The organism is Herbaspirillum camelliae, assembly GCF_001929405.1.
GTDB classification, from domain to species: domain Bacteria; phylum Pseudomonadota; class Gammaproteobacteria; order Burkholderiales; family Burkholderiaceae_D; genus Herbaspirillum; species Herbaspirillum seropedicae.
In genome coordinates, this window is the sequence record NZ_KV880769.1 from 6,052,056 (window position 1) to 6,076,317 (window position 24,262).

Consider the following 24,262-nt stretch of genomic DNA (forward strand, 5'->3'; position numbering starts at 1 on the left):
TGCGCCCGCGCCGGCGCAAGCTGCCCGCGTTCAGCGCTGCTGGGCAGGCAGCATGACGCTGGGTTCGGCGCCCGGCTCGACTGGCGCTGCCGCCGCCTCCAGCTGCGGCGCAGTGGAGCCCCCCTCCTCGTCCGCACCGGCCTGTTGGCGCAGCCACATCTGCGCGTACAAACCGCCGGCCATCAACAGCCCCGCATGGGTGCCGCGCTCGACGATGCGGCCATGGTCCAGTACCAGGATCTGGTGGGCATTGACGATGGTCGAGAGACGGTGAGCGATGACCAGCGTGGTGCGCTCGCGCGCGATCTCTTCGAGCTGTTGCTGGATGGCTTGCTCGGCGCGCGAATCCAGGGCCGAGGTGGCCTCGTCGAAGATCAGGATGGCCGGGTCCTTGAGCAGCGTGCGGGCGATGGCCACGCGCTGCTTCTCGCCACCGGACAGCTTCAGGCCGCGCTCGCCGACCATGCTGGCGTAGCCGTCCGGCAGCGATTCGATGAAGTCGTGGATATAGGCCGCCTTGGCCGCAGCGACGATCTGTTCGCGGGTCGCACCGGGCTTGCCATAGGCGATGTTGTATTCGATGGTGTCGTTGAAGAGCACCGTATCCTGCGGCACGATGCCGATGGCCTGACGCAGCGAGGACTGCGTGACCGTGCGCAGGTCTTGCCCGTCGATGCGGATCGCACCAGCATCCACGTCATAGAAACGGTACAGCAGCCGCGACAGCGTGGACTTGCCCGAACCGCTATGTCCCACCACCGCCGTGGTGGTGCCGGCCTGCACCGTGAAATCGACATCGAAGAGGATCTGGCGATTACGTTCATAACTGAAATCCACGTGATCGAAATGCAAGTGCGCTCCTTGCGTCTTCAAGGGCTTTGCATCGGCGCTGTCGGCCACTTCGCGATGTTCTTCCAGCAGCGAGAACAGGCGCTCCATATCGGCCAGGCTCTGCTTGATCTCGCGATAGAGCACGCCCAGGAAGTTCAGCGGAATGTAGAGCTGGATCATGAAGGCATTGACCAGCACCATGTCGCCCAGGGTCATGCTGCCATCGATGACACCCACGGTCGCGCGCCACAGGATGAGCGTGACCGCGATGGCGATGATGGCCGACTGGCCAGTGTTGAGCAGTGACAGCGAACTCTGCGACTTCACCGCCGCGCGTTCATAGCGCTGCAGTCCTTCGTCATAGCGACGCGCCTCGAATTCCTCGTTGCCGAAATACTTGACCGTCTCGTAGTTGAGCAGGGAGTCGATGGCGCGACTATTGGCATGCGAATCCAGCTCGTTCATGGTGCGGCGGAAATGCGTGCGCCACTCGGTGACCGTGATGGTAAAGAGGATGTAGCACACCAGCGCGCCAGCGGTGATGACGGAGAACCAGACATCGTAATGCGTGATCAGATAGACCAGCACCAGGGTGATCTCGATCAAGGTCGGCAGGATGGAAAAGAGCGTGTACGACACCAGCGAAGAAACACCGCGCGTGCCCCGCTCGATGTCGCGTGTCATGCCGCCGGTCTGGCGATTGAGGTGGAAGCGCAGCGACAGCGCGTGCAGATGACGAAACACCTGCAGCGCGATAGTGCGCACGGCGCGTTGCGTGACCCGGGCAAACATCAGTTCGCGCAATTCGGTGAAGAGCGCAGTAGCCAGGCGCAAAGCGCCATACGCCACCAGCAGGCCCAGCGGCAGCACCAGCAGCGCCTGCGGATGGGTGGGTGTGATGGTCATGGCGTCGACCAGCCGCTTCAACACCAGCGGCACGCCCACATTGGCCAGCTTGGCCCCGACCAGGAAAGCCAGCGCCAGCAGCACGCGCCACTTGTAGGTCCACAGATAGGGCAGCAGCGTCCTGACCACTTCCCAGTCGCCGCGCTGGCGTTGGATGGGGGCTTGGGGCGAGGACGAGGAATTCGGATAGCGGCGCATGGGGCGGATGACTGGAAAGGAAGGTAGGCATCGCAAGACAGCAAGGGCGCAACATCCGATACACTAGCCCCTTGCCGCGCCTGCGGGCGCAAACCCGAATTATAAGAGCCATCCCGGCGCGCCGCCGGAGCTCAGCTACGAAGGAGCCTTCCATGTCATCCACCGTTCCCGAACTTCCACCGGGCAAGGCGCCGCAACTGCGCGTCATGCCCATGCCCTCCGACGCCAACGTCTATGGCGACGTCTTCGGCGGCTGGATCATGGCGCAGGTGGACATTGCCGGTTCGCTGCCGGCCACGCGCCGCGCCAATGGCCGGGTGGCGACCATTGCAGTCAATTCCTTCCTGTTCAAGAATCCGGTGTTCGTGGGCGACCTGCTGTCCTTCTACGCCGAGATCGTCAAGGTGGGCAATACCTCCATCACCGTCAATGTCGAGGTCTATGCCGAACGCAATCGCCTGCAGACCGAGATCGTCAAGGTCACCGAAGCCACGCTGACCTACGTGGCCACCGATGAAAACCGCAAGCCGCGCCCGCTGCCGCCGCTGGACCCCAGCCGTGAAGCCGGGCTGAACCCGGTGCTGTAACGGGCCTGCCTGCGGGATGAAAAATTTTCAGCCCGCAGGGCGGGCGTGCTGCGTATCGTGGCATATATGCGGCATATCGTTCCATCCCGCTCAGTCACCGCCACCGTTTCCCTTATCTGACCATGACCACCAACAACCGCCCCCACGTCCTCATCGTCGCCCGCCTGCCGCAGCATCTGCTGGACCTGCTGCAGCAGCACTACACCTGCCACAACCTGATCCTGCAACCCCACAGCGAAGCCGAACTGGCCGCCATCGCGCCGCAGATACGCGGCATCGCCGCCAATGGCGAGGCCAAGGTCAGCCGCGAGTTCATGGCGCGCTTCCCGGCGCTGGAGATCGTCTCCGTGTTCGGCGTGGGCTATGACGGCGTGGATGTGCCGGCCGCGCGCGAACGCGGCATCCACGTCACCCACACCCCTGACGTGCTCAACGATGATGTGGCGGACCTGGCCATCGCGCTGATGCTGGCCACCGCCCGCAACGTGGTGCGCGCCGACCGCTTCGCCCGCAGCGGCGAGTGGAAGAAAGGTCCCTTCCCCTTCACCACCAAGGTCAGCGGGGCCCGCCTGGGCATCGTCGGCCTGGGCCGCATCGGCCAGGCCATCGCCAAGCGCGCGGCGGCGTTCGACATGCAGATTTCCTATCACAACCGCTCGCGCAAGGACGTCCCCTACACCTACGTGGACAGCATCACGGCGCTGGCCCGGGAAGTCGATTTCCTGGTGATGATCACCCCGGGCGGCGCAGGCACGCGCGCGCTGGTCAATGCCGAGGTGCTGGAAGCGCTCGGGCCCAAGGGCTACCTGATCAATGTGGCGCGGGGCTCGGTGGTCGATGAAGCCGCCCTGATCGCCGCGCTCAAGACCGGCGCCATCGCCGGCGCGGGGCTGGATGTGTTTGCCGACGAGCCCAATGTGCCGGCCGAACTGGCGGCGCTGGACAACGTCGTACTCACCCCGCATATGGCCAGCGGTACCCTGGTCACGCGCACGGCCATGGCGGACCTGGCCTTCAACAACCTGCAGGCGCATTTCAGCGGCGCCGGCGTGATCTCGCCAGTGCCGGACTGAGCCTTCGTTTTCCCTCGCGTAAAGCAATAAAAAAGGCCGCTGCCGGATCACTCCGGCAGCGGCCTTGTCATTCCACGTACAGGTTCAGGTTCAGGCGGCCTGCTTCTGCTGCGCCTTGGCCGGCTCGTCGCGCAGTTCGCGCCGCAGGATCTTGCCCACATTGGTCTTGGGCAGTTCATCGCGGAACTCGATGTACTTGGGCTTCTTGTAACCGGTGAACTGCTCCTTGCAGTAGTCCATGAGCTGCGCGGCGCTCAGGGTCTTGTCCTTGCGCACCACGAAGAGTTTGACGGCTTCGCCGGTGTGCTCGTCCGGCACGCCCACGCAGGCGCATTCCAGCACGCCCGGGTGCTGCGCCACCACGCCTTCGACCTCATTGGGATAGACGTTGAAGCCAGAGACCAGGATCATGTCCTTCTTGCGATCCACGATCTTGGTATAGCCGCGCTCGTCCATCACGCCGATGTCGCCGGTCTTGAAGAAACCGTCCGGCGTCATGACCTTGGCGGTCTCGTCCGGACGCTGCCAGTAACCCGGCATCACCTGCGGTCCGCGGATGGCGATCTCACCGGGTTGGCCCAGCGGCACCGGCTGGCCATCATCGTCGAGGATGGCGAATTCGGTAGAGGGCAGCGGCAGGCCGATGGTGCCGGTGTACTCGTCGATGGTGCAGGGATTGGCGCTGGCGATGGGCGAGGTCTCCGACAGGCCGTAGCCTTCGATGATGGGACAGCCCGTCAGCTTCTTCCACTTGTCGGCCACGCTCTTCTGCACCGCCATGCCGCCGCCCACGCAGCAGCGGTAGCCGGAAAAATCGAGCCGGGCGAAATCGGCATTGTTGAGCAGCGCGTTGTAGAGCGTGTTGACGGCCGGGAAGGTGTTGACCTTGTACTTGGCCAGTTCCTTGACGAAGCCGGGGATGTCGCGCGGATTGGGGATCAGCAGGTTGAGCGCCCCTTCGCGCGTGCCCAGCATGTTGCACACCGTCAGCGCGAAGATGTGATACAGCGGCAGCGCGCAGACAAACACCAGCTGGTCGATGGGCTTGCCGGCCTTCAGCGCCGGGGTCAGCCATTCCTCGGCCTGCAGCACGTTGGCCACCAGGTTGCGATGGGTCAGCACCGCGCCCTTGGCCACGCCCGTGGTGCCGCCGGTGTATTGCAGGAAGGCGATATCGTCGTGGGTCAGCGCGACCGGCTGCAGGGTCTTGCCGCGCGCCTGCGACAGCGCCTGGCTGAAGGTGATGGCATTGGGCAGCGACCAGGCCGGCACCAGCTTCTTGACGTGGCGCACCACCAGGTTCACCAGCGTTCCCTTGAGCGCGCCCAGCAGCTCGCCCATGCTGGCCACGACGATGTGCTTGATGTTGGTGTGCGCCACCACCTTCTGCAGGGTGCAGGCAAAGTTTTCCAGCACGAAGATGGCTTCGGCGCCCGAGTCCTTCAACTGGTGTTCCAGCTCGCGCGCGGTATAGAGCGGATTGACGTTGACCACGGTGTAACCGGCGCGCAGGATGGCGGCAATGGCGATCGGATACTGCAGCACGTTGGGCATCATGATGGCCACACGCGCGCCCTTCTGCAGGCCCAGGCCTTGCAGCCAGCCGCCCAGTGCGCGTGAGAGGGTATCCAGTTCACGGTAGCTGAGGTACTTGCCCATGCAGACATAAGCCTGGCGGTCGGCATGCTTGACGAAGGCTTCGTCGATCATCTGCACCAGTGAACCATAGCGGCCAGGGTCGATCTCGGCAGGAACGCCTGCGGGATAGGAAGCAAGCCAGAATCTTTCCATAGTGTGTCCTCAGTCTCCGGATAACGTGCGCTGGGGCTGGGCGGGGAACGAGGCCTCCGCTTGGCGCGCACAGCAAAAAAAGCACGAGTGTTTTTTTATTTAACGCAGATGCTATCCAGCATTCGAGCGCGGGGCAAGCATTTTGCATCCCAAACTTGAGATTTTTTGCAAAATGGCGGCCACTGGCGCGATTCCACGCCCTGTGTACGGATACGGCGAAGTCGGGGAAATCGTGTGGTCAAGCTGAATTACCCGGAATGATACGCCGTGACGCCGCCCTTGGGCTGTCCATTCGTGCAAGAGGGAAAGTTTTCGCCCGCCTTGTCGGTGCTCAGGGGCGCATCGCCCAGTGCAGCATGACGCGCGGCCTGGTCCATGCGCGCCAGCTGGCGCACCTGCTCGTAGAAATCGGGGAAGCCGCTGCTGCGCTCGAACAATTGCCGGAACGCCGGCACCAGGTCGTGATACGCCCCCACCAGCGCCAGATGCGCGTTGGACAAGGGCATGGCGAACCAGCGATCGTAACCAGCGTAGCCATTCCAGCGGTCGGCCTTGATCTGCGCATATTCGGCGCGCAGGGCGGCGAAGATGTCGGCCTTGCGCTGGCGCTTGTCGGCATCGCTGTCGCAACTGTCGTAGTTGTCCTTCAGACGGGCGCGGTACTTGTCCAGCAGGGCCAGGAATTCGCGCTTGCGCGCGGCAAAGCGGTCATAGGCCTCGACCATGGCCGCATCATGCCGGGCCGCCAGCCAGCGCTCCACGCCCAGTTCTTCCACTGCCACGGCGAAACCTTCGTTGAAAGAAGTATCGCCCGGGGCATAGACGGTCTGGTGCGCCAGCTCATGGAAGATCAGCCGCGCCAGCTCACCATCGGGATAGCGGATGAAGGTGGAGATCACCGGATCATCGAACCAGCCCAGGGTGGAATAGGCCGGCACGCCCGCCACCTGCACGTCATAGCCTTGCTCCTTGAGCGTCTCGGCATAGGCCAGGGCGTCCTGCTGATGGTAGTAGCCACGATAGTCCACACAACCCGCAATCGGGAAGCACCATTGCCTGGGCTTGAGCGAAAGCGCGGGGGCCGCGACCACGTTCCAGAGCACGAAGGGCCGGTCGAGCTGGGCATAGCTGCGGTAGCTGCCATTGTCGGGCAAGGCCAGCTCGGTGACGGCGTAGCGACGGATCTCGCGCACGGTCTGCAGCTTGGTCTTGAGTGCGGGTGAGGTGGCCGGATCATCGAGCCAGTCCTCCAGGGGCTTCGCCTGGGCCAGCAACGTGAACTGGCCGTGCGCGGCCTGGGCGTAATACGAGACGGTCGAACAGGCCGGCAGCGTGCACAGCACCGCCAGTGCGGCCAAGCTCGCGCCCATGCGCGCACAACGGCGCAGCATGCAACGACCTCAGGCCACTGCGACCGGCTGCTGCAGTTTTTCCACCTGCACCAGCACATCATAGAAGGTCGGCGCGTTGCCCATGTCGGTCAGGCGCTGGCTGGTGACTTCGTTGGCGTTCTTGCCGTCGGCGGCGAACTTCTTCCACCAGATCGACAGGCCCACCACCAGCCCCACACGCGCCTTGTCGGTCACACGTACGCGCGCCTGCATGCTGCCGCGGTCGTTGAAGATGCGCACGATATCGCCCTGTGCGATGCCGCGTGCGGCGGCGTCCTGCGGGTGCATGTCCAGATGCGGTTCGCCTTCGGTGTCGCGCAGGCTCTGCACATTGACGAAGGAGGAATTGAGGAAGTTGCGCGCCGGCGGCGAGATCATCGCCAGCGGATACCTGGCCGCCAACTGCGGATTGCTGGCCACCGATTCGTAAGGCGGGATGTAGGCGGGCAAGGGGTCCAGTCCGGCCGCCTTCATCTGCTCGGAGTAGAACTCGCACTTGCCCGAGGGCGTGGCAAACCCGCCTTCGGCAAAGGGCGCGACCGGCACGGCCAGGCGCTGCCAACCCTTCTGCTTCAACTGTTCCCAGTCGTAGCCGGCGCTGCGCGGATCATCGCGCTTGAAGACCACGGCAGCCAGTTGGTCATCGCTGTCCTTGAAACAGTCCTCGGTAAAGCCCATAGCGGCCGCCAGCAAGCGGAAGATTTCAGTATTGGGCTTGGCCTCGCCCATGGGGGCGATGGCTGCGTTGTTGGCCATCATGTAGACGTGGCCATAGGAAGCATGCACGTCGATGTGTTCCAACTGCGTGGTGGCCGGCAGCAGGATGTCGGCATAGTCGGCAGTGTCGGTCTGGAAATGTTCCAGCACCACCGTGAACAGATCCTCGCGGGCAAAGCCCTGGGCCACCTTGGCCGATTCAGGCGCGACCGCCACCGGATTGGAGTTATAGACGATCAGCGCTTCCACCTTGGGACCGAACTCCGCCGACGCCGGATGGAGCAAGGCATCGCCGATGGTGCTCATGTTGATGACGCGGGCGGGCTTGCCATGGCGGGCGGCAAGGTCGGGCCGGCTCAATGCGGCCGCATCCTTGGGAAAACTGTCCGACACCGACATCTGCACACCGCCTGCGGGATGGCGCCACGCTCCCACCAGCGCCGGCAGGCAAGCCACATTGCGCGCGGCCATGCCGCCGCCACGCACGCGCTGCAATCCATAATTGGCGCGGATGAAGGCGCCCTCTCCGGCCAGCGCCACTCGGCCATATTCACGCGCCAGGTTCAGCACTTCCTCGGCGCTGATGCCGCACACCTCGGCGGTGCGCGCCGGCGTCCACTCGGCCACGCGCTCGCGCAACTGCTCAAAGCCCAGGGTATGGCGGACGATGTAGTCATGGTCCAGCAGGTCTTCGCTGATGAGCACATGCATCATCCCCAGCGCCAGCGCCGCATCGGTGCCGGGCAAGAGGGCGATGTGCTGATGGCACTTCTCGGCGGTCAACGAGCGATAGGGATCGATGGCGATCAGGCGGGCGCCATTGCGCTTGGCGGTTTGCACGCGGGTCCAGAAGTGCAGGTTGGAGGCGATAGGATTGCCACCCCAGATCAGGATCAGCTTGGCATGATCGACCTGTTCCAGGTCCGCCCCGATGCGTGCGCCGATGGTGTAGCGATAGCCCGCGCCGCCGGCCGAGGCGCAGATGGTGCGTTCCAGCTGCGAGGCGCCGAGGCGGTGGAAGAATCGTCCGGCCATCGATTCGCCCTGCACCTGGCCCATGGTGCCGGCATAGCTGTAGGGCAGGATGGCCTGCGGATCGCGCAGTGCGATCTGGCCCAGGCGCTGGGCGATGGTGGCGATGGCCTCGTCCCAGCTGATGCGCTCGAACTTGCCCTCGCCCTTCTTGCCCACGCGACGCATCGGGTGCAGCAGGCGATCCGGGTGGTAAGTACGTTCGGCGTATCGCGAGACCTTGGTGCAGAGCACGCCGGCAGTGGGCGGGTGCGCCGGATCGCCGCGCACCTCGGTGGCCACGCCGTCCTTGACGGTCACCAGCAAGGCGCAGGTATCGGGACAATCGTGAGGACAAGCGGCGCGGACGATGGTGGTGGTCATGGCAGGATCGGCGAGAGGAAAAGGATGAATGCGGGAATGCAGGACTACAGAACTAAAGGACTACAGGACAAAAAGACCGGAGGTCGGAGGTACAGAGGACCAGCGATACAAGCCGACAACGGCACAGCAGCTACTTTATCTTAAAATGCCTCATCACGACTCCCGCGCAGACCCACACCATGCCCGCCCTCCAGCACTTCTGGCGCGACCCCGCCCTGCCCTTTCTCGAAGGACGCCGCGCCACCGGCAGCCTGTCCTGCTATGCCCCGCATACGCATGACAGTTTTTCCATCGGCATCGTCGACGCCGGCCACAGCATCTTTGCGCTGGCCGAGCACAGCCAGCCCATCGCGCCCGGCGACGTGGTGCTGGTGCGCGCCGGCGACGTCCATTGCTGCAACCCGGCCGACCTGCAATGCTGGAGCTATCGCATGTTCCACATCGACCACGCCTGGCTGTCCGCGCTGCTGGCCGAAACCCCGGCCACCCGCGGCCTGCCCGAACGCATGCGCTCGCAGATACTGCGTTCGCCGCAGGCGGTGCAACTGCTCGACCGCATGACGCTGGCGCTGGATCACAAGGCCAGCGAACGTGTGGCCGAGGTCATCACCTGCCTGCAGGAAATCATGCTCTTGTGCGCCGAAGCCTGCGCACACGACGCCGCGCCCCTCAGCGAAGACGCCCACGGCCTCGGACGCGCCTACGCGCATCTGCAGCAGCATTGCCGTCGCAGCGTGAGCCTGGACGAACTGGCCGAGGTGGCCGGCATGGGCCGTTACCAGTTGATCCGCCAGTTCCGTCGCCGCTATGGCATGACCCCGCACGCCCTGCAATTGGACATGAAGATCCGTCAGGCCCGCACCCTCTTGCAACAGGGCGCCAGTGCGGCCGACGCCGCCTATGACACCGGCTTTGCCGATCAAAGCCATTTCCATCGCGCCTTCAAGTCACGGGTCGCAGCCACGCCGCTGCAATACACGCGCCGTTGAGCATTCAGGCGCTGCGCGTGACGGCCAGCGCCGCTGCCGCCACCATCAGCAGGAGCCCTGCCACGCGCTCCACCATCGGCAGAGCCCGCCCCAGCAGCGCCACCACCCGCGGCTGCGCCATCAGGCAGACCAGTCCCGCATCCCAGGCCAGCACCGCGCCGAACATCCACACCCCATAGAAGAGCTTGCGCGCGAGGCCGGTATGGGCCTCCACCATGAGCGTGAACAGGCCGAAATAGAACAGGCCATTCTTGGGATTGAGCAAGGCCGACAGGAAGCCCGCGCCGACACCACGCCAGGCCGCTGCGGCCTGACGCCCCGCCGACCCGGGCCATGGCGCTGGTTCGAGGCTGGCGCGCATGAACATCCATCCCAGCCAGGCCAGATAGAGACTGGCCAGCCATTGCATGGCCACCAGCAGGGCCGGGCTGTGCTGCAGCAGGCTGAAGCCGGCGATGGCCAGCGCGATATACAGCCCGTTGGCCGCAGCGATGCCAGCGCTGGCGGCCAGGCCATAGCCGCGTCCATGGCGCAGCGCGCCGCGCACCAGCAGCAGGAAATCGGGACCAGGACTGGCCAGCGCCAGCAGATGGGCGCTGGCAAGAAGCAGGAATTCGGAAGAAAACATGGAGGGGCCTCCTGTGCAGATGTGCGCTGTGAAAAAAGCGCATGCTAGACAGGCACAGGAACGCTGTATTGAACGAAATTGCACAGCGCGCAGTGGGCCGCGAAGTAAAGCCGCCATTGGCGCGGCTGGCGCTTTAGGGCATGATCCGGGGAGCACTGCGGCGCAAGGGGCGCCGGTCCCTGTGCGCAACGACGATACACAACGACAAAAAAGGAAGAAACCTTGCACACGCTCGCCACCCTCCTGATCCTGCTAGTAGCCCTGGAACACGTCTGGATCCTGATCCTGGAAATGTTCCTGTGGACCAAACCCCTGGGCCTGAAGGCCTTCGGCCAATCACGCCAAGCCGCCGAAAGCAGCCGTGTGCTGGCCGCCAACCAGGGGCTCTACAACGGCTTCCTGGCCGCCGGGCTGTTCTGGAGCCTGAGCACCGGCGACCGTTCGGTACAGTTGTTCTTCCTCGCTTGCGTGCTGGTGGCCGGCATCTATGGCGGCCTCACCGCCAAGCGCACCATTCTCTATGTCCAGGGCCTGCCCGCCCTGCTGGCGCTGCTGGCCGTCCTGGCGAGCTGATCAGGCATAAAGTTTCCCGGTCCGCACGCCGTTAACAAGTTTCCCGATGGCATCACGCATCGACCAGACAGCAGCATTCCGGCCATCCGATGCCGGAACGACAACATCGGCTACGGGCCGAGGGAAAGCCTCATGAAACAGATCAAACTCATCCTCAAGGACGAAATCTACGATTCGCTGGAGCGCGATTACCAGAACTTCGTCCGCTTCTCCACCAAGATCGACTCGGGCTTCGTGAAGCCCTCCTTCGACAACTACCTGCTGGCCAAGCTTTCCGAGAACAACAATTTCCTCACCGAAGAGGCCGTGCAGCACCTGATGCTCTCGGGCCAGTATGCCTGGGCGCGCCGGGCCATGGACAAGGACTTTCCGGACGTGGTTCAGATCCTCATCGAGCAGGCCGCCAACTACGGCTTCTGGATCGCAGTGCGTCACGACTGGGGCAACGATGAGCTGGTGGCCGCCTCAAAGGCCTGGGCCATGGCCATCATCAAGCAGGCCAAGGGGGACGAAAGCCAGATCGATGTGCTGGCCGCGCAGATCAAGGCCTCGGCCACCAGCATCGCGGTGGTGCAGGAACGCCTCAAGACGCCGGCCTCGCAACTGGCCCACGCCATGGTGCAGGAACTGCGCGAGACCCATATCGCCATCGAACACGCCTCGGGCATGGTGGCGCGCGAGAAACTGGGCGCGATGCGCACCCTGCTCAAACTGGGACGGGCCTACGGCAATGTGTCCGAAAAGGCCGAACAGGACATGATGGAAAAGCTCAAGCGCGAAAAACCCTGGCTCTTCGACGAAGGTCCCAGGGGCTTCTGGGGCCATGTGGCCGCCTGGTGGCGCGGAGTCTGATCGCTCGGCGCAACCGAAGGCTGCATGACTGCGAGACAACAAAGGCCTGCCGACATACGCTGTCGGCAGGCCTTTCAGCTTTTGCCTGTGGCTATTTCGTTGTCAGGCGGACATCACTGTGCCGGCATGCTGTGGTCGGGGTCGCGCATGAGGCGGATGTCGCCATACCAGGCTTCCATCTTCTGGCTGGTGTTGTCGGTATCGGTGAGCACGCCCACGCCGACGAGGCGGCCGGGCTTTTCGCCAAAGATGCGTTCGTAGTCCTCGGCGACGTTGCGCTGGTAGCGTCGCCACTGTCCCACATGGGCCGGGCCGCTTTCGGCCACCATCATCTGGATGCGGCCGGTGCGGCCATTGGCGATCACGGTGCCGACCTCGGCCTTGCTGTCCCAGACATACATCAGCGTAGCATAGGGCAATTCATGGCCGGTCAGCAGCTTGGCCGTGTCGAAGAGGATGGTGTCCATCAGCGAGAGCTTGTCATGGTCGCCATCGAAGGCCAGCACGATGCGTACCGGTGAATCATCGGTCTCGCGATAACGCAGGTCGGCCGTGGGGATCAGGCCGGCCGTCTTCCAGCTCCAGCTCAGCCAGGGTTTCTTGTTGATGTCGATATCGACCGGATGACGCAATCCCGAGGAGGCGCGATCCGCCCGGGCGTGCAGGACGCTGCGGCCATTGTCGTCGATCAACTGGTATTCGGTGGGGATCTTCTTGCGCGTGAAGGTCAGCGGCTCCCAGCCCGCTGGCAGGCCCCCGGCGGGATTGCTGGAGAACAGCGCCAAGGCCTGGTCCAGCCTAGCCTGCTTGGCCTGCTTGGCGCTGGCATCCAGCGGCGCCGGCTGCTGTGCCGAGCATCCCGCCAGCAAGGCTGCGCCGGCCAGGCAGGCCGCACCGAGGAGGCGACGCGAGAAGGGAAAAGCAGGAACAGGCAAGGCAGCGTGACGCACAAGGCCACGCGGGAAACGCAGAGTCATGAAGAGCAATCGGAGATAGCGCGGCCACCCCGACCGCAGACGAAGGCTAACAGGAAAACACCGCGCTACGACATCGGGGAAAACCCCAGACTGCAAAAAAACGTCAGGAAGCAACAGCTCAGCGCATGGCCATGCAAGGCAAGGCCCGCTCAGTTTTGCTGGCGCAGGATCTGGATGAACATCTTGGCCAGCGAAGACAGCGTGGTGTTCTTGCGGGTGACGATGCCGTAGTGCTCGATGCGGGTCTTCAGGTTCACCGGCAGGATGCCCAGCATCTGCTTGGCTGCGAAGAAGTGGGCGATGTCCAGCGGCATGACCGCCACCATGTTCGATTGCGCCAGCAGGGTGATGGTGACGAAGGGGGAGGCGGTCTCGATCACGTTGCCGGGCACCTTCACGCCCTCCAGCTTGAACTCGTGCTCGATCCAGATGCGCATGGGCATGTTGCTCGAATAGAGGATCCAGGAGGCCTCGGCCAGTTCCTGCAGGCGCACCTTCTGGGCGGTGGCCAGGGGATGGTCGATGCCGCTGACGATGCACATGGGCTCGCCGCGCAGCATTTCGTAATGATAGAGGTTGGGCTGGGAGCTGACCGAGGAACGCCCTATCATCAGGTCGATGCGGCCCTGGTCCAGCAGCAGCAGCTGGCGTGCGCTGGTGTCTTCGCTGATCTCGATGGAGACTTCCGGCTGGATCTCGCGCAGGCGCGAGAGCGCGCGGGTGACGAAGGGCGCTGCTCCCATGATGGTACCAATGGCCAGACGGCCACCGCGACCGCTGATCATGTTCTGCAATTCATCGCGCAGGTTGGCCACGTCGCTCTGGATCAGGCGCGCATAGCGGATCACGCAGCGCCCCAGCTCGGTGGCCTCGATCCCGCGCGGGGAGCGGTCGAACAGCGTGACCCCCAGCGCATCTTCCATTTCATGCAAGGCCTTGGTGGCCGCCGGCTGGGTCATGTGCATGACCTCGGCGGCCTTGTGCAGCGAGCCCTGCTCATCGAGCGCCGTCAGCAAGGCCACCTGGCGAAACCGCAGGCGGCTGACGATGGACCCCACCGAAGGCAGCTCGCTGGCGCCCTCGCCGAGTCGGTTATCACCCGATGAATTAAGCTCATTAGACATCGCTGCACTAGCCTCTTATAGTCAGTCCGGAAAAACCACAATGCTAGCGCATCTATCGACCTGCCAAGGCGATGCGTGAAAAAAGCTCAGGAGACATTGGCAGGATCGATGACAAGCGCGCACCGGCATTCCTGCCGCCTGCGAATGTCCATCGCCTGCTACCCGCCTGCCTGGCTGACCAGAACCGACATGGCGGACTGACAAGGAGACCCGGTGAGGCTGATTCAATACCGCGACCGCGCAGCAGAGCGCCGCGTAGGCATCGTCAACGGCGGCCAGATCCAGGCGCTGGATCAGGTGTCCACCATGCGCGAGCTGGCGCTGCTGGCATTGCAACGCAGCACTGGACTGGAACGCCAGGCGCAACTACTCAACACCGACCGCTGCGAGGACTACGCCGCCATCCTGGCCGAGGGCCGCGTCCTGGCGCCGCTGGACCATCCCGATCCGGCCCATTGCCGCATCTCCGGCGCCGGCACCACCCACCTGGACAGCGCCACCACGCGCGACAAGATGCATCGCCGGATCGAAGGCGACGAGCTCGACAAGACCGATACGCAACTGATGATCGAATGGGGCATCGCCGGCGGCCGCCCCGCTGCGGGCGAGACGGGCGTGCAGCCGGAATGGTTCTACAAGGGGGATGGCAGCAGCATCGTCGCCCCCGGCGCCGCCCTGCCGCGTCCGGACTTTGCGCTCGATGGCGGCGAGGAGCCGGAAATCGTCGGGCTCTACCTGATCGATGACGAAGGCTGTCCGCGCCGGCTCGGTTTTGCCATCGGCAACGAATTCTCGGACCACGTCATGGAGCGCCGCAATTACCTCTACCAGGGCCACTCCAAGCTGCGCCACTGTTCCTTCGGCCCGGAGCTGCTGGTGGGCCTGCCGCCGGCGCACCTGGTGGGCATGACCCGTATCCGCCGCAATGGCCGCGTGATCTGGGAACAGGAATTCCTGACCGGTCCCGACAACATGTGCCACAGCATCGAGAACCTCGAATACCACTACTTCAAGTATTCGCATCTGCTGCATGCCGGCGATGTGCATGTGCATTACATGGGCGCGGCCAACCTGTCCTTCGCCTACAGCGTGCGCACCGAGGATGGCGACAGCATCGAGATCAGCATTCCCGACTTCGGCGCGCCGCTGGTCAATGGCATCGCGCATGTGAAGTCGGCATTCCGGCCGGGTGGCGTCAAGCCGCTGTAACCCGACCCAGGCGCGCCGCAGGGCGCACACCACCCAGGCAATCATGCCAAGGCCCTGACCTCACGGTCGCTCAACAAGAGGCCGCCCCCAGGAAAACTGCAAAGGAGACCACCCTCATGCTGATGCACCACCCCTCCCCCTGCTCTGGATCACCGGAGCGCCGATGAATTACACCTTCGATTTCATGAGCGTGTTCGCCAACTGGGATCGCCTGCTGATGGGCGCCTGGCTGACGATACAGCTCTCGGCGCTGTCCATCGTGCTGGGCTTCGTGGTCGGTACGCTCTGTGCGATTGCCGGCAAGAGCCGGCTGGCGCTGGTGCGCGGCCTGGTGCTGGCCTATGTCGAGATCATCCGCAATACGCCGCTGCTGGTACAGGTGTTCCTGGTGTTCTTCGGCCTGGCCAGCATCGGCTGGAAGCTTTCGGCAGAGACCGCAGCGGTCATTGCGCTGACCGTCAACGTCGGCGCCTATACCACCGAGATCATGCGTGCCGGCATCAACTCCATCCATCCCGGCCAGATCGAGGCGGCGGAATGCCTGGGCATGTCGCGCTTCCACGTCTACTGGCATGTGGTGTTGCTGCCGGCGGTGGAGCGCGTCTATCCCTCGCTGACCAGCCAGTTCATCCTGCTCATGCTGGCCTCCAGCATCACCTCGCAGATTTCTGCCGAAGAGCTGACCGCCACCGCCAACCTGGTGCAGTCGGAAACCTTCCGCAGCTTCGAGGTGTATGCCGTCATCGCGGTGGCCTACCTGGTGCTGTCCTTCCTGTTCCGTGGCGCGTTCTGGGCAATCAGCCAGATCGCCTTCGTGCGCAAGCGCAAGCTTGGCACCAACCTGTAAGGAGCCGCGATGAATGCATTCAGTTTCCTGCATGTGGAGTACCTGCTGCAAGCAGCCGTCTGGACCGCGGTGCTGTCGCTGGTGGCCTTCGTCTTCGGCGGTGTGGCCGGCTTCGTGATCGCCTTGTGGCGGGTCTCGCCCAATGCCGTGCTGCGCGGCATTGCCAGCGGCTATATCCAGGTCGTGCAGGGCATTCCGCTGCTGGTGATCCTGTTCGTGGCCTACTTCGGACTGGCCATCGCCGGCTTCAAGCTCACCCCGCTGGTGGCGGCCGGCATTTCCTTTGCGATCTACTGCGCCGCCTTCCTCGGCGAGATCTGGCGCGGCTGCATCCAGGCGGTGCCCAAGACCCAGTGGGAAGCCTCGGAATGCCTGGGCTTCAACCGCTTCGAGCAGCTCACCAAGGTGATCCTCCCGCAGGCGGTCAAGATCGCCACGCCGCCTACCGTGGGTTTCATGGTGCAGATCGTCAAGAACACCTCGCTGGCCTCGGTGATCGGCTTCGTCGATCTCTCGCGCGCCGGCCAGATCATCAACAACTCGACCTTCCAGCCGTTCACCGTGTTCGGCTGTGTCGCACTCATCTATTTTTGCCTGTGCTTCCCGCTGTCGGCGCTGTCCAAGCACTTTGAAAGGAAATTGAATGTCAGCCATCGTTAAGATCAAGGATCTGCACAAGAGCTTCGGCAGCAACAAGGTGTTGAACGGCGTGTCGCTGGATGTGCAGAAGGGCCAGATGGTGGCCATCATCGGCAAGAGCGGCTCGGGCAAGAGCACGCTGCTGCGCTGCCTGAACGGTCTGGAGAAAGTCGATGGCGGCAACATCCATGTATGCGGCCATGACATCCATCATCCGGACAAGCTGAACCTGCGCGAATTGCGTAAGCAGGTCGGCATCGTCTTCCAAAGCTACAACCTGTTCCCGCACCTGACGGTGGAACGCAACATCACGCTGGCGCTGACCACCATCAAGAAGATGTCGAGCGAGGAAGCCAAGACCATCGCCCACAAGGTCTTGCAACTGGTCGGCCTGGAGAACAAGAAGGACGCCTATCCCGAGCAGCTGTCGGGGGGCCAGGCGCAGCGCGTGGCCATTGCCCGTTCGCTGGCAATGGCGCCGGAACTGATGCTCTTCGATGAAGTGACCTCGGCGCTGGACCCGGAACTGACCGCCGAAGTGCTGAAGGTCATGGAAGACCTGGCCCGTGGCGGCATGACCATGGTGCTGGTCACGCACGAGATGGCCTTTGCCCGCAAGCTGGCCGATGTGCTGGTGTTCATGCACCAGGGCCAGGTGTGGGAGATCGGGCCGCCGGATGAACTGTTCAGTCATCCGAAGACGGCCGAATTGCAGAAGTTCGTATCCAGCGATCTGTGAATCCGGTTCGCATGTCACTTGTTTTCAGCAGCACACAACCACTCAGGAGACTTCAATGAATAAACTGCTCAGCTTCACCAGAAAAGCCGCCGCTGTCGTGCTAGGCCTGGCTTGTTTCGCCCAGGCCGCGCATGCCGATGCACTGGCCGACATCAAGGCGCGCAAGAAGGTACTGGTCGCCATCGACCTGGGCGCGCCGCCCTTCGGCATGACCAACGCCAAGCTGGAACCGCAGGGCTCGGATGTGGAAACCGCGCGCCTGCTGGCCAAGGACCTGGGCGTGGAACTGGAGATCGTGCAGGTCACCGGCCCCAACCGCATCCCCTTCCTGATGACCGGCAAGGCCGACATGGTGATCTCGTCCTTCTCGATCACACCGGAACGCCAGAAGGTGGTGGCCTTCACCCAGCCGTATGGCGCATCGCAATTCGTGGTGGCCGCCCCCAAGGGTGAAAACATCAAGAGCCTCAACGACCTGGTCGGCAAGCGCGTCGCGGTGGTCCGCGGCAACATGCAGGATTCCCTGCTGACCCCGATCGCGCCCAAGGGAACCAACATCGTGCGCTTCGATGACGATGCCACCGTGACCGCGGCCATCATCTCGGGCCAGGTCGATGCATTGTGTACACCCAATTCGCTGGCCTCGGCCATTGCCAAGCAGAACCCGTCCAAGAACCTGGAAACCAAGTTCGCCATCAAGGACATTCCCTATGCCATCGGCCTGCGCAAGGGCGAGCCGGCACTGGAGAAGTGGCTCAACGAATGGATCACCGCCAACCTGAAGAACGGCAAGCTGCCCGGCATCTACCAGCAATGGGTCGGCAGCCCCATGCCTGACCTGGCGCAGTTCGCCGCCAAGTAATTTCCGGCATGCCGCGCCCCACCGGGTGCGGCATGCGCCCGCCGCGTCTGCGGCCAGCCCGTAGCACCCACGTTCTCACCGAGCTCAACATGAAAGCACACTCTCCCGTCATCCGCCTGAACCCGGTCGATGATGTCGTCATCGCCCGCCAGCAGCTCATTTCCGGCACCGTGCTGCAGGACGAAGGCGGCCTCAAGGTCCAGGGCCTCATCCCCGCCGGCCACAAGATGGCCACCCGCGCCATCACCGCTGGCGAGCCGGTCAAGCGCTATGGCCAGATCATCGGCACGGCCAGCCAGGACATCGCGCCGGGCCAGCACGTCCACACGCACAACCTGGCCATGGCCGAGTTCTCGCGTGAACACCATTTCGGCGCGGACGTGAAGCCGGTCGATTTCGTCGCCCAGCCGGCCACCTTCATGGGCATCGTGCGTCCGGATGGCCGCGTGGCCACGCGCAACTACATCGGTGTGCTGACCTCGGTGAACTGCTCGGCCACGGCCGCACGCGCCATCGCCGACTATTTCCGTCGTGACATCCATCCGGAAGTGCTGGCCGATTATCCCAACATCGACGGCGTGGTGGCGCTGACCCACGGCCAGGGCTGCGCGACGGATTCGCAGGGCGAGCCGCTGCAGATCCTGCGCCGCACCCTGGCCGGCTACGCCACCCATCCCAACTTCGCCGCCGTGCTGGTGGTGGGCCTGGGCTGCGAGACCAACCAGATCTCGGGCCTGATGGAAAGCCACAACCTGAAGGAAGGCGAATACTTCCACACCTTCACCATCCAGGGCACCGGCGGCACCGCCAAGACCGTGGCGCTGGGGATCGAAAAGATCAAGAAGATGCTGCCCAAGGCCAATGACATCAAGCGCGAACCGGTATCGGCCAAGCACCTGACCCTGGGCCTGCAGTGCGGCGGTTCCGATGGCTATTCGGGCATCACCGCCAACCCGGCGCTGGGCGCGGCGGTGGACTTGCTGGTGCGCCATGGCGGCACGGCCATCCTTTCCGAGACGCCCGAGATCTATGGCGCCGAACACCTGCTGACCCGCCGCGCGGTCTCGCCGGAAGTGGGCGAGAAGCTGCTGGCGCGCATCGCCTGGTGGGAAGAGTATTGCGCCAAGAACGACGCCGAGATGAACAACAACCCGTCCGCCGGCAACAAGGCTGGTGGCTTGACCACCATCCTGGAAAAGTCGCTGGGTGCGGTCGCCAAGGGCGGCACGACCAACCTGGTGGATGTCTACAAGTATGCCGAGGCGGTCACTGCGCGCGGCTTCGTCTTCATGGATACCCCGGGCTACGATCCGATCTCCGCCACCGGCCAGGTCGCGGGCGGCGCCAACATGATCTGCTTCACCACTGGCCGTGGTTCGGCCTATGGCTGCGCACCGGCGCCTTCGCTCAAGCTGGCGACCAATACGGCATTGTGGCAACGCCAGGAAGAAGACATGGACATCAACTGCGGCGAAATTGCCGACGGGAACGTCACGCCGCAGGAGATCGGCGAACGCTTCTTCCAGATGATCCTCGACACCGCCTCGGGCAAGAAGACCAAGAGCGAACTGCATGGCTATGGCCAGGACGAGTTCGTGCCGTGGCATATCGGTGTCTATACCTGAGCTGACCTGATCCAGATCATCGGGGCCCGGCTGCGGCTGGGCTACTGTTTATCCGCCTTATCCGTCTTATCCGTCTTCCCCCTGCAGAACAGAACCATCGTGGCGATACCCGCTTCCCGTGTAGTCCGGGCCGCCTCCCACATAAGGAATCTAGAACATGGCACATACCTTTTCGCTCCAGGCGCATCTGCCTGAAGACCACGCCCAGGCCACGCTGATCGGCCGCATCTGGCAACCGGGCGTGGGCCCGGTGCTGGTCAGGATCGATGCCGATGGCGCCTATGACCTCACCCTCATCGCCGCCACCTCCAGCGAATTGCTGGAGCTGGACAATCCTGCGGCCGCCGTGCGCGCAGCCACCAACATGACGCGCATTGCCACGCTGCAAGAGCTGCTGGACAATGCCGACGCCGTCCGCCGCGATACCTCGCGCCCCTGGCTGCTGGCGCCTATCGACCTGCAGGCGGTCAAGGCCAGCGGCGTGACCTTCGTGGCCAGCATGCTGGAACGCGTGATCGAGGAACAGGCGCGTGGCGACGCCGCCAAGGCCGAGTCGGTGCGCAAGGCCATCACCGCCGTCATCGGCGACAACCTCTCCAGCGTGGTGCCAGGCTCGCCCGAGGCCGCGCGCCTGAAGGAAGTGCTGCTGGAACAGGGCGTGTGGTCGCAATACCTGGAAGTGGGCATCGGCCCGGATGCGGAAATCTTTACCAAGGCGCAACCGATGTCCTCGGTGGGCCTGGGCGATGAAGTCGGCATCCATCCGAAGTCAGCCTGGAACAATCCGGAACCGGAAATCGTGCTGGCCATCAACAGCCGCGGCAAGGTGGTGGGCGCGACGCTGGGCAACGACGTCAACCTGCGCGACTTCGAAGGCCGCAGCGCCCTGCTGCTGGGCAAGGCCAAGGACAACAATGCGTCCTGCGCCGTCGGGCCTTTCATTCGCCTGTTCGACGCAAACTTTTCAATTGACGATGTGCGCCGCGCCGAACTTACAATGCGGGTCGATGGTACGGAAGGCTTCACGCTCAAGGGCAGCAGCTCCATGTCCATGATCAGCCGGGATCCGCTGCAACTGGTGGAACATGCGATCGGGCCCAACCACCAGTATCCGGATGGACTGGTGCTGTTTCTGGGCACCATGTTCGCACCGACCCAGGACCGTTTCGGTCCCGGCCAGGGCTTCACCCACCAGGTGGCGGACATTGTCACGATCTCCACGCCCAAGCTGGGCGCGCTGGTCAACACGGTGAACTTCAGCGATCAGACGGCGCCGTGGACTTTCGGCCTCACGGCGCTGTTCAAGAATCTGGCCAACCGCAAACTCGTTTAACCGCAAAGGAACAAGCATGTCAGCATCCACTGGCCGCCTCGCCGGCAAGACTGTCCTCATCACCGCTGCGGCCCAAGGCATTGGCCGCGCCTCCACCGAACTGTTTGCGCGCGAAGGTGCGCGCGTGATCGCTACCGACATCAGCAAGCCCCACCTGGACGAATTGGCTGGCATCGCCGGAGTGGAAACCCATCTGCTGGACGTCACCGATGACGCCGCCATCAAGGCGCTGGTGGCCAAGATCGGGACCATCGATGTGCTGTTCAACTGCGCCGGCTACGTGGCAGCGGGCAACATCCTGGAATGCGACGACAAGGCCTGGGACTTTTCCTTCAACCTCAATGCCAAGGCCATGTTCCACACCATCCGCGCGGTACTGCCGGGCATGCTGGCCAAGAAGGCGGGTTCCATCGTCAACATCGCTTCGGCGGCCTCGAGCGTGAAGGGCGTGGCCAATCGCTTTGCCTATGGCGCATCCAAGGCGGCGGTGGTCGGGCTGACCAAATCGGTGGCGGCGGACTTCGTGGCGCAAGGCATCCGTTGCAACGCCATCTGCCCGGGCACCATCGAATCGCCCTCGCTGAACCAGCGCATCAGCACCCAGGCCAAGGAAACCGGCAAGAGCGAAGAGGAAGTGCGCGCCGCCTTCGTCGGCCGTCAACCGATGGGGCGCATCGGCAAGGCCGAGGAAGTGGCGGCGCTGGCGCTTTACCTGGCCTCCGACGAGTCCAACTTCACCACGGGTTCCATCCACATGATCGACGGCGGCTGGTCCAACTAAGCTCATCGGCAGCCACAGTGGACGGCATGCTTCGGCATGCCGTCTTTGTTTGGCCGATATATCTGCGACAGGCTGCTCAGGTTTATCAATCAACGGGGGAGCGGCATAATAGGTGCTTTCCTTCCGACCAGGTTGCTGCCCATGTCCGTTCCCTCCCCTTCTGCCGCCGCTGTCACCGTCGCCTTCCCTGAACCGATGCTGCTGGGCGAATCTCCGCTATGGCATGCGCAAGAGGCTGCCTTGTACTGGATCGACATTCCCGGCAAGGCAGTGCATCGGCTCCATCCCGAGAGCGGCCAGCACAAGCGCTGGGATCTGCCGGAGGAACCTGGCAGCATCGTCCGCCACGCCCAAGGCGGGCTGGTGGTAGCGATCCGCACGGGGATGTTCCATCTCAATACCGATACCGGCGCGCTCACGCCGCTGCTGGCCGCCCCCTACGACAGCAGCCGCATCCGCTTCAACGATGGGCGCTGCGATGCCTCGGGCCGTTTCTGGTGCGGGACCATCTACGAACCGCGTGACCGCGACGGCGGCACGCTGTATTGCTTCGAACGCAATGCCTTGCGCGATGCCCATCATGCGGTGGTGACCTCCAACGGCTTGGCGTTCAGCCCCGACCAGCGGCTGATGTATCACGCCAATACGCCGGCGCACCGCATCAACCTCTACGATTACGACCTGGCCACGGGCGCGACCAGCAATTGCCGCCTGCTGCGCCAATTCGACAGTGACAAGAGTGCGCCCGACTATGGCGGTCGCCCCGATGGCGCTGCCGTAGACAGCGAAGGCGCGTACTGGTGTGCGATGTTCGAGGGCGGTCGGGTCTTGCGGCTGTCGGTGCAGGGCGAGATCCTCCAGGAAATCCGGCTGCCGGCGCGTTGTCCGACCATGGTGGCCTTTGGCGGTGATGACTTGCGCACGCTCTACATCACCACCGGTCGCAATGGCCGCAGCCCGGCCGAACTGGCGCAGTATCCCGAGTCGGGGTGCCTGCTGGCGGTACGGGTGGACGTGCCGGGACAGCTGGAATACAGCTATCGCCCATAACGGACCGGACCTTGTTGCAGGCAATGACTTCGATGACGCCAAAATCGGACACGCGAGTATGCATTCTGTACGATTGTGAGAAAATAGCGCGCTATCGCGGACATCAAGATTCGCACGGAATCCCTGCAAAGATATCCTTCAAAACTATTTACGCGTTGAAAGACAATCCATGACTAAACTGAAGAGCCTGGTCGCCAAGATCGCATTCGCTGGTGTGGCTGCCATTGCGATCCAATCCCCGAGCTACGCCATCGACGGCATGTCGCTGGAGTACGGCACTGGCAACAGCACCCAGCTGGTCCGTCTGGGCGCCCAGTTCAACTGGGGTCCGAACTGGAATTTCTGGCAATCCAACGGCACCCATATCGGCGGCTACTGGGATCTCTCGCTGGCCAACTGGCGCATGAACCACTACAACAACACCAATGACAGCGGCAACCTGGTCGACCTGGGCCTGACCCCGGTGCTGCGCTTCCAGCGCGATGACGGCAAGGGTTTCTACGGTGAAGCTGGCATCGGCGTGCACCTCTTCTCCAAGCTCTACCGCAATAACGACAAGGTGCTGTCCACCGCCTTCCAGTTCGGCGACCACATCGGTGCTGGCTATGTGTTCAGCAATGGCCTGGACCTGGGCATCCGCCTGCAACACTTCTCCAACGGCGGCATCAAGCAGCCTAACGGCGGCGTGAACTTTGCTGTGGCGCGTGTGGCCTACAAGTTCTGATGACAGAACCTTGAAGCAGCGAAAATGAAGAAGCCGGCTTTGCCGGCTTTTTTATTGTCTGGATTTTCCGCGGCATAGCTGACCGGTCGCTTTGATGAATTGGATTTTCGCCTGTGCATAAATTAAATGCTGGCGTGGGCGTGTCTCGGGGTTGTGTATAAGTCTAACTATTCGACTTCTAGAGACGCCTCGGGATAAGGGTTTCCGGCCGATCCGATGCGAAAACACTAATACCGATGCGAGTCACTGACATGCTTGGCGAATCGCAGTGGGAATCTCGCCTGTGCGTAAACTAAGGCAGTGAAATGCCAGCGATGCACAGAGATGGAAACAAAGACGCAAATGTCGGCTGATCTGCATCGACGAAATCGGACCGAACCTGGATTGAGTTTTTCGGCAAACTGTGCCTTAACGGAAAAGG

At 63.3% G+C, this 24,262-nt stretch carries 22 protein-coding genes; 15 read left to right on the top strand and 7 right to left on the bottom strand.

Annotated features, from left to right (window positions below):
* Positions 1-30: 30 nt before the first annotated feature.
* Complete coding sequence (locus BGK68_RS27000) at positions 31-1,935, bottom strand: ABCB family ABC transporter ATP-binding protein/permease (protein ID WP_075259609.1); 1,905 nt, start codon at positions 1,933-1,935, stop codon at positions 31-33.
* 152 nt (positions 1,936-2,087) lie between these two features.
* Between BGK68_RS27000 and BGK68_RS27005 the strand changes: the two genes are divergently transcribed.
* Positions 2,088-2,522, top strand: coding sequence for an acyl-CoA thioesterase (locus BGK68_RS27005; protein WP_075259610.1), 435 nt, complete (start codon positions 2,088-2,090; stop codon positions 2,520-2,522).
* A gap of 122 nt (positions 2,523-2,644) precedes the next feature.
* Positions 2,645-3,595 carry a 2-hydroxyacid dehydrogenase gene (locus BGK68_RS27010; RefSeq protein ID WP_075259611.1) on the top strand — a complete coding sequence of 317 codons (951 nt, stop codon included), beginning with the start codon at positions 2,645-2,647 and terminating at the stop codon, positions 3,593-3,595.
* 90 nt (positions 3,596-3,685) lie between these two features.
* Here the strand turns inward: BGK68_RS27010 and BGK68_RS27015 are convergent, their stop codons facing one another.
* The 3 genes from BGK68_RS27015 to BGK68_RS27025 form a co-directional block, all read right to left on the bottom strand.
* A complete protein-coding gene (locus BGK68_RS27015) occupies positions 3,686-5,386 on the bottom strand; it encodes a long-chain-fatty-acid--CoA ligase (RefSeq protein ID WP_075259612.1) in 1,701 nt (566 codons plus the stop codon).
* Between the two features lie 248 nt (positions 5,387-5,634).
* A complete protein-coding gene (locus BGK68_RS27020) occupies positions 5,635-6,777 on the bottom strand; it encodes an aminopeptidase (RefSeq protein ID WP_075259613.1) in 1,143 nt (380 codons plus the stop codon).
* 9 nt (positions 6,778-6,786) lie between these two features.
* A complete protein-coding gene (locus BGK68_RS27025) occupies positions 6,787-8,889 on the bottom strand; it encodes a molybdopterin-containing oxidoreductase family protein (RefSeq protein ID WP_075259614.1) in 2,103 nt (700 codons plus the stop codon).
* Between the two features lie 179 nt (positions 8,890-9,068).
* On the opposite strand from BGK68_RS27025, the gene BGK68_RS27030 reads away from it, so the two are divergent.
* Positions 9,069-9,878 (top strand): helix-turn-helix transcriptional regulator, encoded by an 810-nt coding sequence (locus BGK68_RS27030; RefSeq protein ID WP_075259615.1) that lies wholly within the window; start codon positions 9,069-9,071, stop codon positions 9,876-9,878.
* Positions 9,879-9,882: 4 nt separating this feature from the next.
* Here BGK68_RS27030 and BGK68_RS27035 read toward each other — a convergent pair whose 3' ends face one another.
* Positions 9,883-10,506 carry a LysE family translocator gene (locus BGK68_RS27035; RefSeq protein WP_075259616.1) on the bottom strand — a complete coding sequence of 208 codons (624 nt, stop codon included), beginning with the start codon at positions 10,504-10,506 and terminating at the stop codon, positions 9,883-9,885.
* Positions 10,507-10,728: 222 nt separating this feature from the next.
* Here BGK68_RS27035 and BGK68_RS27040 point away from each other — a divergent pair, with 222 nt between their 5' ends.
* Positions 10,729-11,079 (top strand): DUF1304 domain-containing protein, encoded by a 351-nt coding sequence (locus BGK68_RS27040; protein ID WP_075259617.1) that lies wholly within the window; start codon positions 10,729-10,731, stop codon positions 11,077-11,079.
* A 132-nt stretch (positions 11,080-11,211) separates the two neighbouring features.
* A complete protein-coding gene (locus BGK68_RS27045) occupies positions 11,212-11,931 on the top strand; it encodes a DUF4088 domain-containing protein (protein ID WP_075259618.1) in 720 nt (239 codons plus the stop codon).
* A gap of 113 nt (positions 11,932-12,044) precedes the next feature.
* On the opposite strand, the gene BGK68_RS27050 is transcribed toward BGK68_RS27045, so the two are convergent.
* Positions 12,045-12,908 carry a DUF3047 domain-containing protein gene (locus BGK68_RS27050; RefSeq protein ID WP_233149432.1) on the bottom strand — a complete coding sequence of 288 codons (864 nt, stop codon included), beginning with the start codon at positions 12,906-12,908 and terminating at the stop codon, positions 12,045-12,047.
* Between the two features lie 149 nt (positions 12,909-13,057).
* The gene (locus BGK68_RS27055; protein ID WP_013235808.1) at positions 13,058-14,032 is read right to left on the bottom strand and encodes a LysR family transcriptional regulator; all 975 of its coding nucleotides are present in this window, start codon (positions 14,030-14,032) and stop codon (positions 13,058-13,060) included.
* 213 nt (positions 14,033-14,245) lie between these two features.
* On the opposite strand from BGK68_RS27055, the gene araD1 reads away from it, so the two are divergent.
* The 10 genes from araD1 (at position 14,246) to BGK68_RS27105 (ending at position 23,841) form a co-directional block, all read left to right on the top strand.
* Positions 14,246-15,241 (top strand): AraD1 family protein, encoded by a 996-nt coding sequence (araD1, locus tag BGK68_RS27060; RefSeq protein ID WP_075259619.1) that lies wholly within the window; start codon positions 14,246-14,248, stop codon positions 15,239-15,241.
* A 163-nt stretch (positions 15,242-15,404) separates the two neighbouring features.
* On the top strand, positions 15,405-16,088 hold the full coding sequence (locus BGK68_RS27065) for an amino acid ABC transporter permease (RefSeq protein ID WP_075259620.1): 684 nt from the start codon (positions 15,405-15,407) through the stop codon (positions 16,086-16,088).
* A 9-nt stretch (positions 16,089-16,097) separates the two neighbouring features.
* Positions 16,098-16,748 carry an amino acid ABC transporter permease gene (locus tag BGK68_RS27070; RefSeq protein ID WP_075259621.1) on the top strand — a complete coding sequence of 217 codons (651 nt, stop codon included), beginning with the start codon at positions 16,098-16,100 and terminating at the stop codon, positions 16,746-16,748.
* Entirely contained in the window at positions 16,732-17,466 is a 735-nt protein-coding gene (locus BGK68_RS27075) for an amino acid ABC transporter ATP-binding protein (RefSeq protein ID WP_075259622.1), read from the top strand. Before BGK68_RS27070 ends, BGK68_RS27075 begins: the two co-directional genes overlap by 17 nt.
* A gap of 55 nt (positions 17,467-17,521) precedes the next feature.
* Positions 17,522-18,328, top strand: coding sequence for a transporter substrate-binding domain-containing protein (locus BGK68_RS27080; protein WP_075259623.1), 807 nt, complete (start codon positions 17,522-17,524; stop codon positions 18,326-18,328).
* An 89-nt stretch (positions 18,329-18,417) separates the two neighbouring features.
* Positions 18,418-19,953, top strand: a complete 1,536-nt coding sequence (locus BGK68_RS27085; RefSeq protein ID WP_075259624.1) for a UxaA family hydrolase — start codon at positions 18,418-18,420, stop codon at positions 19,951-19,953.
* 157 nt (positions 19,954-20,110) lie between these two features.
* Positions 20,111-21,286 (top strand): fumarylacetoacetate hydrolase family protein, encoded by a 1,176-nt coding sequence (locus tag BGK68_RS27090; protein WP_075259625.1) that lies wholly within the window; start codon positions 20,111-20,113, stop codon positions 21,284-21,286.
* A gap of 16 nt (positions 21,287-21,302) precedes the next feature.
* Positions 21,303-22,067, top strand: a complete 765-nt coding sequence (locus BGK68_RS27095; protein WP_013235816.1) for an SDR family oxidoreductase — start codon at positions 21,303-21,305, stop codon at positions 22,065-22,067.
* Between the two features lie 141 nt (positions 22,068-22,208).
* Positions 22,209-23,117, top strand: coding sequence for an SMP-30/gluconolactonase/LRE family protein (locus BGK68_RS27100; RefSeq protein WP_198937270.1), 909 nt, complete (start codon positions 22,209-22,211; stop codon positions 23,115-23,117).
* Positions 23,118-23,286: 169 nt separating this feature from the next.
* Entirely contained in the window at positions 23,287-23,841 is a 555-nt protein-coding gene (locus BGK68_RS27105; protein WP_075259626.1) for an acyloxyacyl hydrolase, read from the top strand.
* The last annotated feature ends 421 nt before the right edge of the window (positions 23,842-24,262 follow it).

Bases quoted from the DNA above. Each gene is read 5' to 3' on its own strand.
- BGK68_RS27000 (WP_075259609.1), bottom strand. From the start codon at position 1,935: ATGCGCCGCTATCCGAATTCCTCGTCCTCGCCCCAAGCCCCCATCCAA.
- BGK68_RS27005 (WP_075259610.1), top strand. From the start codon at position 2,088: ATGTCATCCACCGTTCCCGAACTTCCACCGGGCAAGGCGCCGCAACTG.
- BGK68_RS27010 (WP_075259611.1), top strand. From the start codon at position 2,645: ATGACCACCAACAACCGCCCCCACGTCCTCATCGTCGCCCGCCTGCCG.
- BGK68_RS27015 (WP_075259612.1), bottom strand. From the start codon at position 5,386: ATGGAAAGATTCTGGCTTGCTTCCTATCCCGCAGGCGTTCCTGCCGAG.
- BGK68_RS27020 (WP_075259613.1), bottom strand. From the start codon at position 6,777: ATGCTGCGCCGTTGTGCGCGCATGGGCGCGAGCTTGGCCGCACTGGCG.
- BGK68_RS27025 (WP_075259614.1), bottom strand. From the start codon at position 8,889: ATGACCACCACCATCGTCCGCGCCGCTTGTCCTCACGATTGTCCCGAT.
- BGK68_RS27030 (WP_075259615.1), top strand. From the start codon at position 9,069: ATGCCCGCCCTCCAGCACTTCTGGCGCGACCCCGCCCTGCCCTTTCTC.
- BGK68_RS27035 (WP_075259616.1), bottom strand. From the start codon at position 10,506: ATGTTTTCTTCCGAATTCCTGCTTCTTGCCAGCGCCCATCTGCTGGCG.
- BGK68_RS27045 (WP_075259618.1), top strand. From the start codon at position 11,212: ATGAAACAGATCAAACTCATCCTCAAGGACGAAATCTACGATTCGCTG.
- BGK68_RS27050 (WP_233149432.1), bottom strand. From the start codon at position 12,908: ATGACTCTGCGTTTCCCGCGTGGCCTTGTGCGTCACGCTGCCTTGCCT.
- BGK68_RS27055 (WP_013235808.1), bottom strand. From the start codon at position 14,032: ATGTCTAATGAGCTTAATTCATCGGGTGATAACCGACTCGGCGAGGGC.
- BGK68_RS27065 (WP_075259620.1), top strand. From the start codon at position 15,405: ATGAATTACACCTTCGATTTCATGAGCGTGTTCGCCAACTGGGATCGC.
- BGK68_RS27070 (WP_075259621.1), top strand. From the start codon at position 16,098: ATGAATGCATTCAGTTTCCTGCATGTGGAGTACCTGCTGCAAGCAGCC.
- BGK68_RS27075 (WP_075259622.1), top strand. From the start codon at position 16,732: ATGTCAGCCATCGTTAAGATCAAGGATCTGCACAAGAGCTTCGGCAGC.
- BGK68_RS27080 (WP_075259623.1), top strand. From the start codon at position 17,522: ATGAATAAACTGCTCAGCTTCACCAGAAAAGCCGCCGCTGTCGTGCTA.
- BGK68_RS27085 (WP_075259624.1), top strand. From the start codon at position 18,418: ATGAAAGCACACTCTCCCGTCATCCGCCTGAACCCGGTCGATGATGTC.
- BGK68_RS27090 (WP_075259625.1), top strand. From the start codon at position 20,111: ATGGCACATACCTTTTCGCTCCAGGCGCATCTGCCTGAAGACCACGCC.
- BGK68_RS27095 (WP_013235816.1), top strand. From the start codon at position 21,303: ATGTCAGCATCCACTGGCCGCCTCGCCGGCAAGACTGTCCTCATCACC.
- BGK68_RS27100 (WP_198937270.1), top strand. From the start codon at position 22,209: ATGTCCGTTCCCTCCCCTTCTGCCGCCGCTGTCACCGTCGCCTTCCCT.
- BGK68_RS27105 (WP_075259626.1), top strand. From the start codon at position 23,287: ATGACTAAACTGAAGAGCCTGGTCGCCAAGATCGCATTCGCTGGTGTG.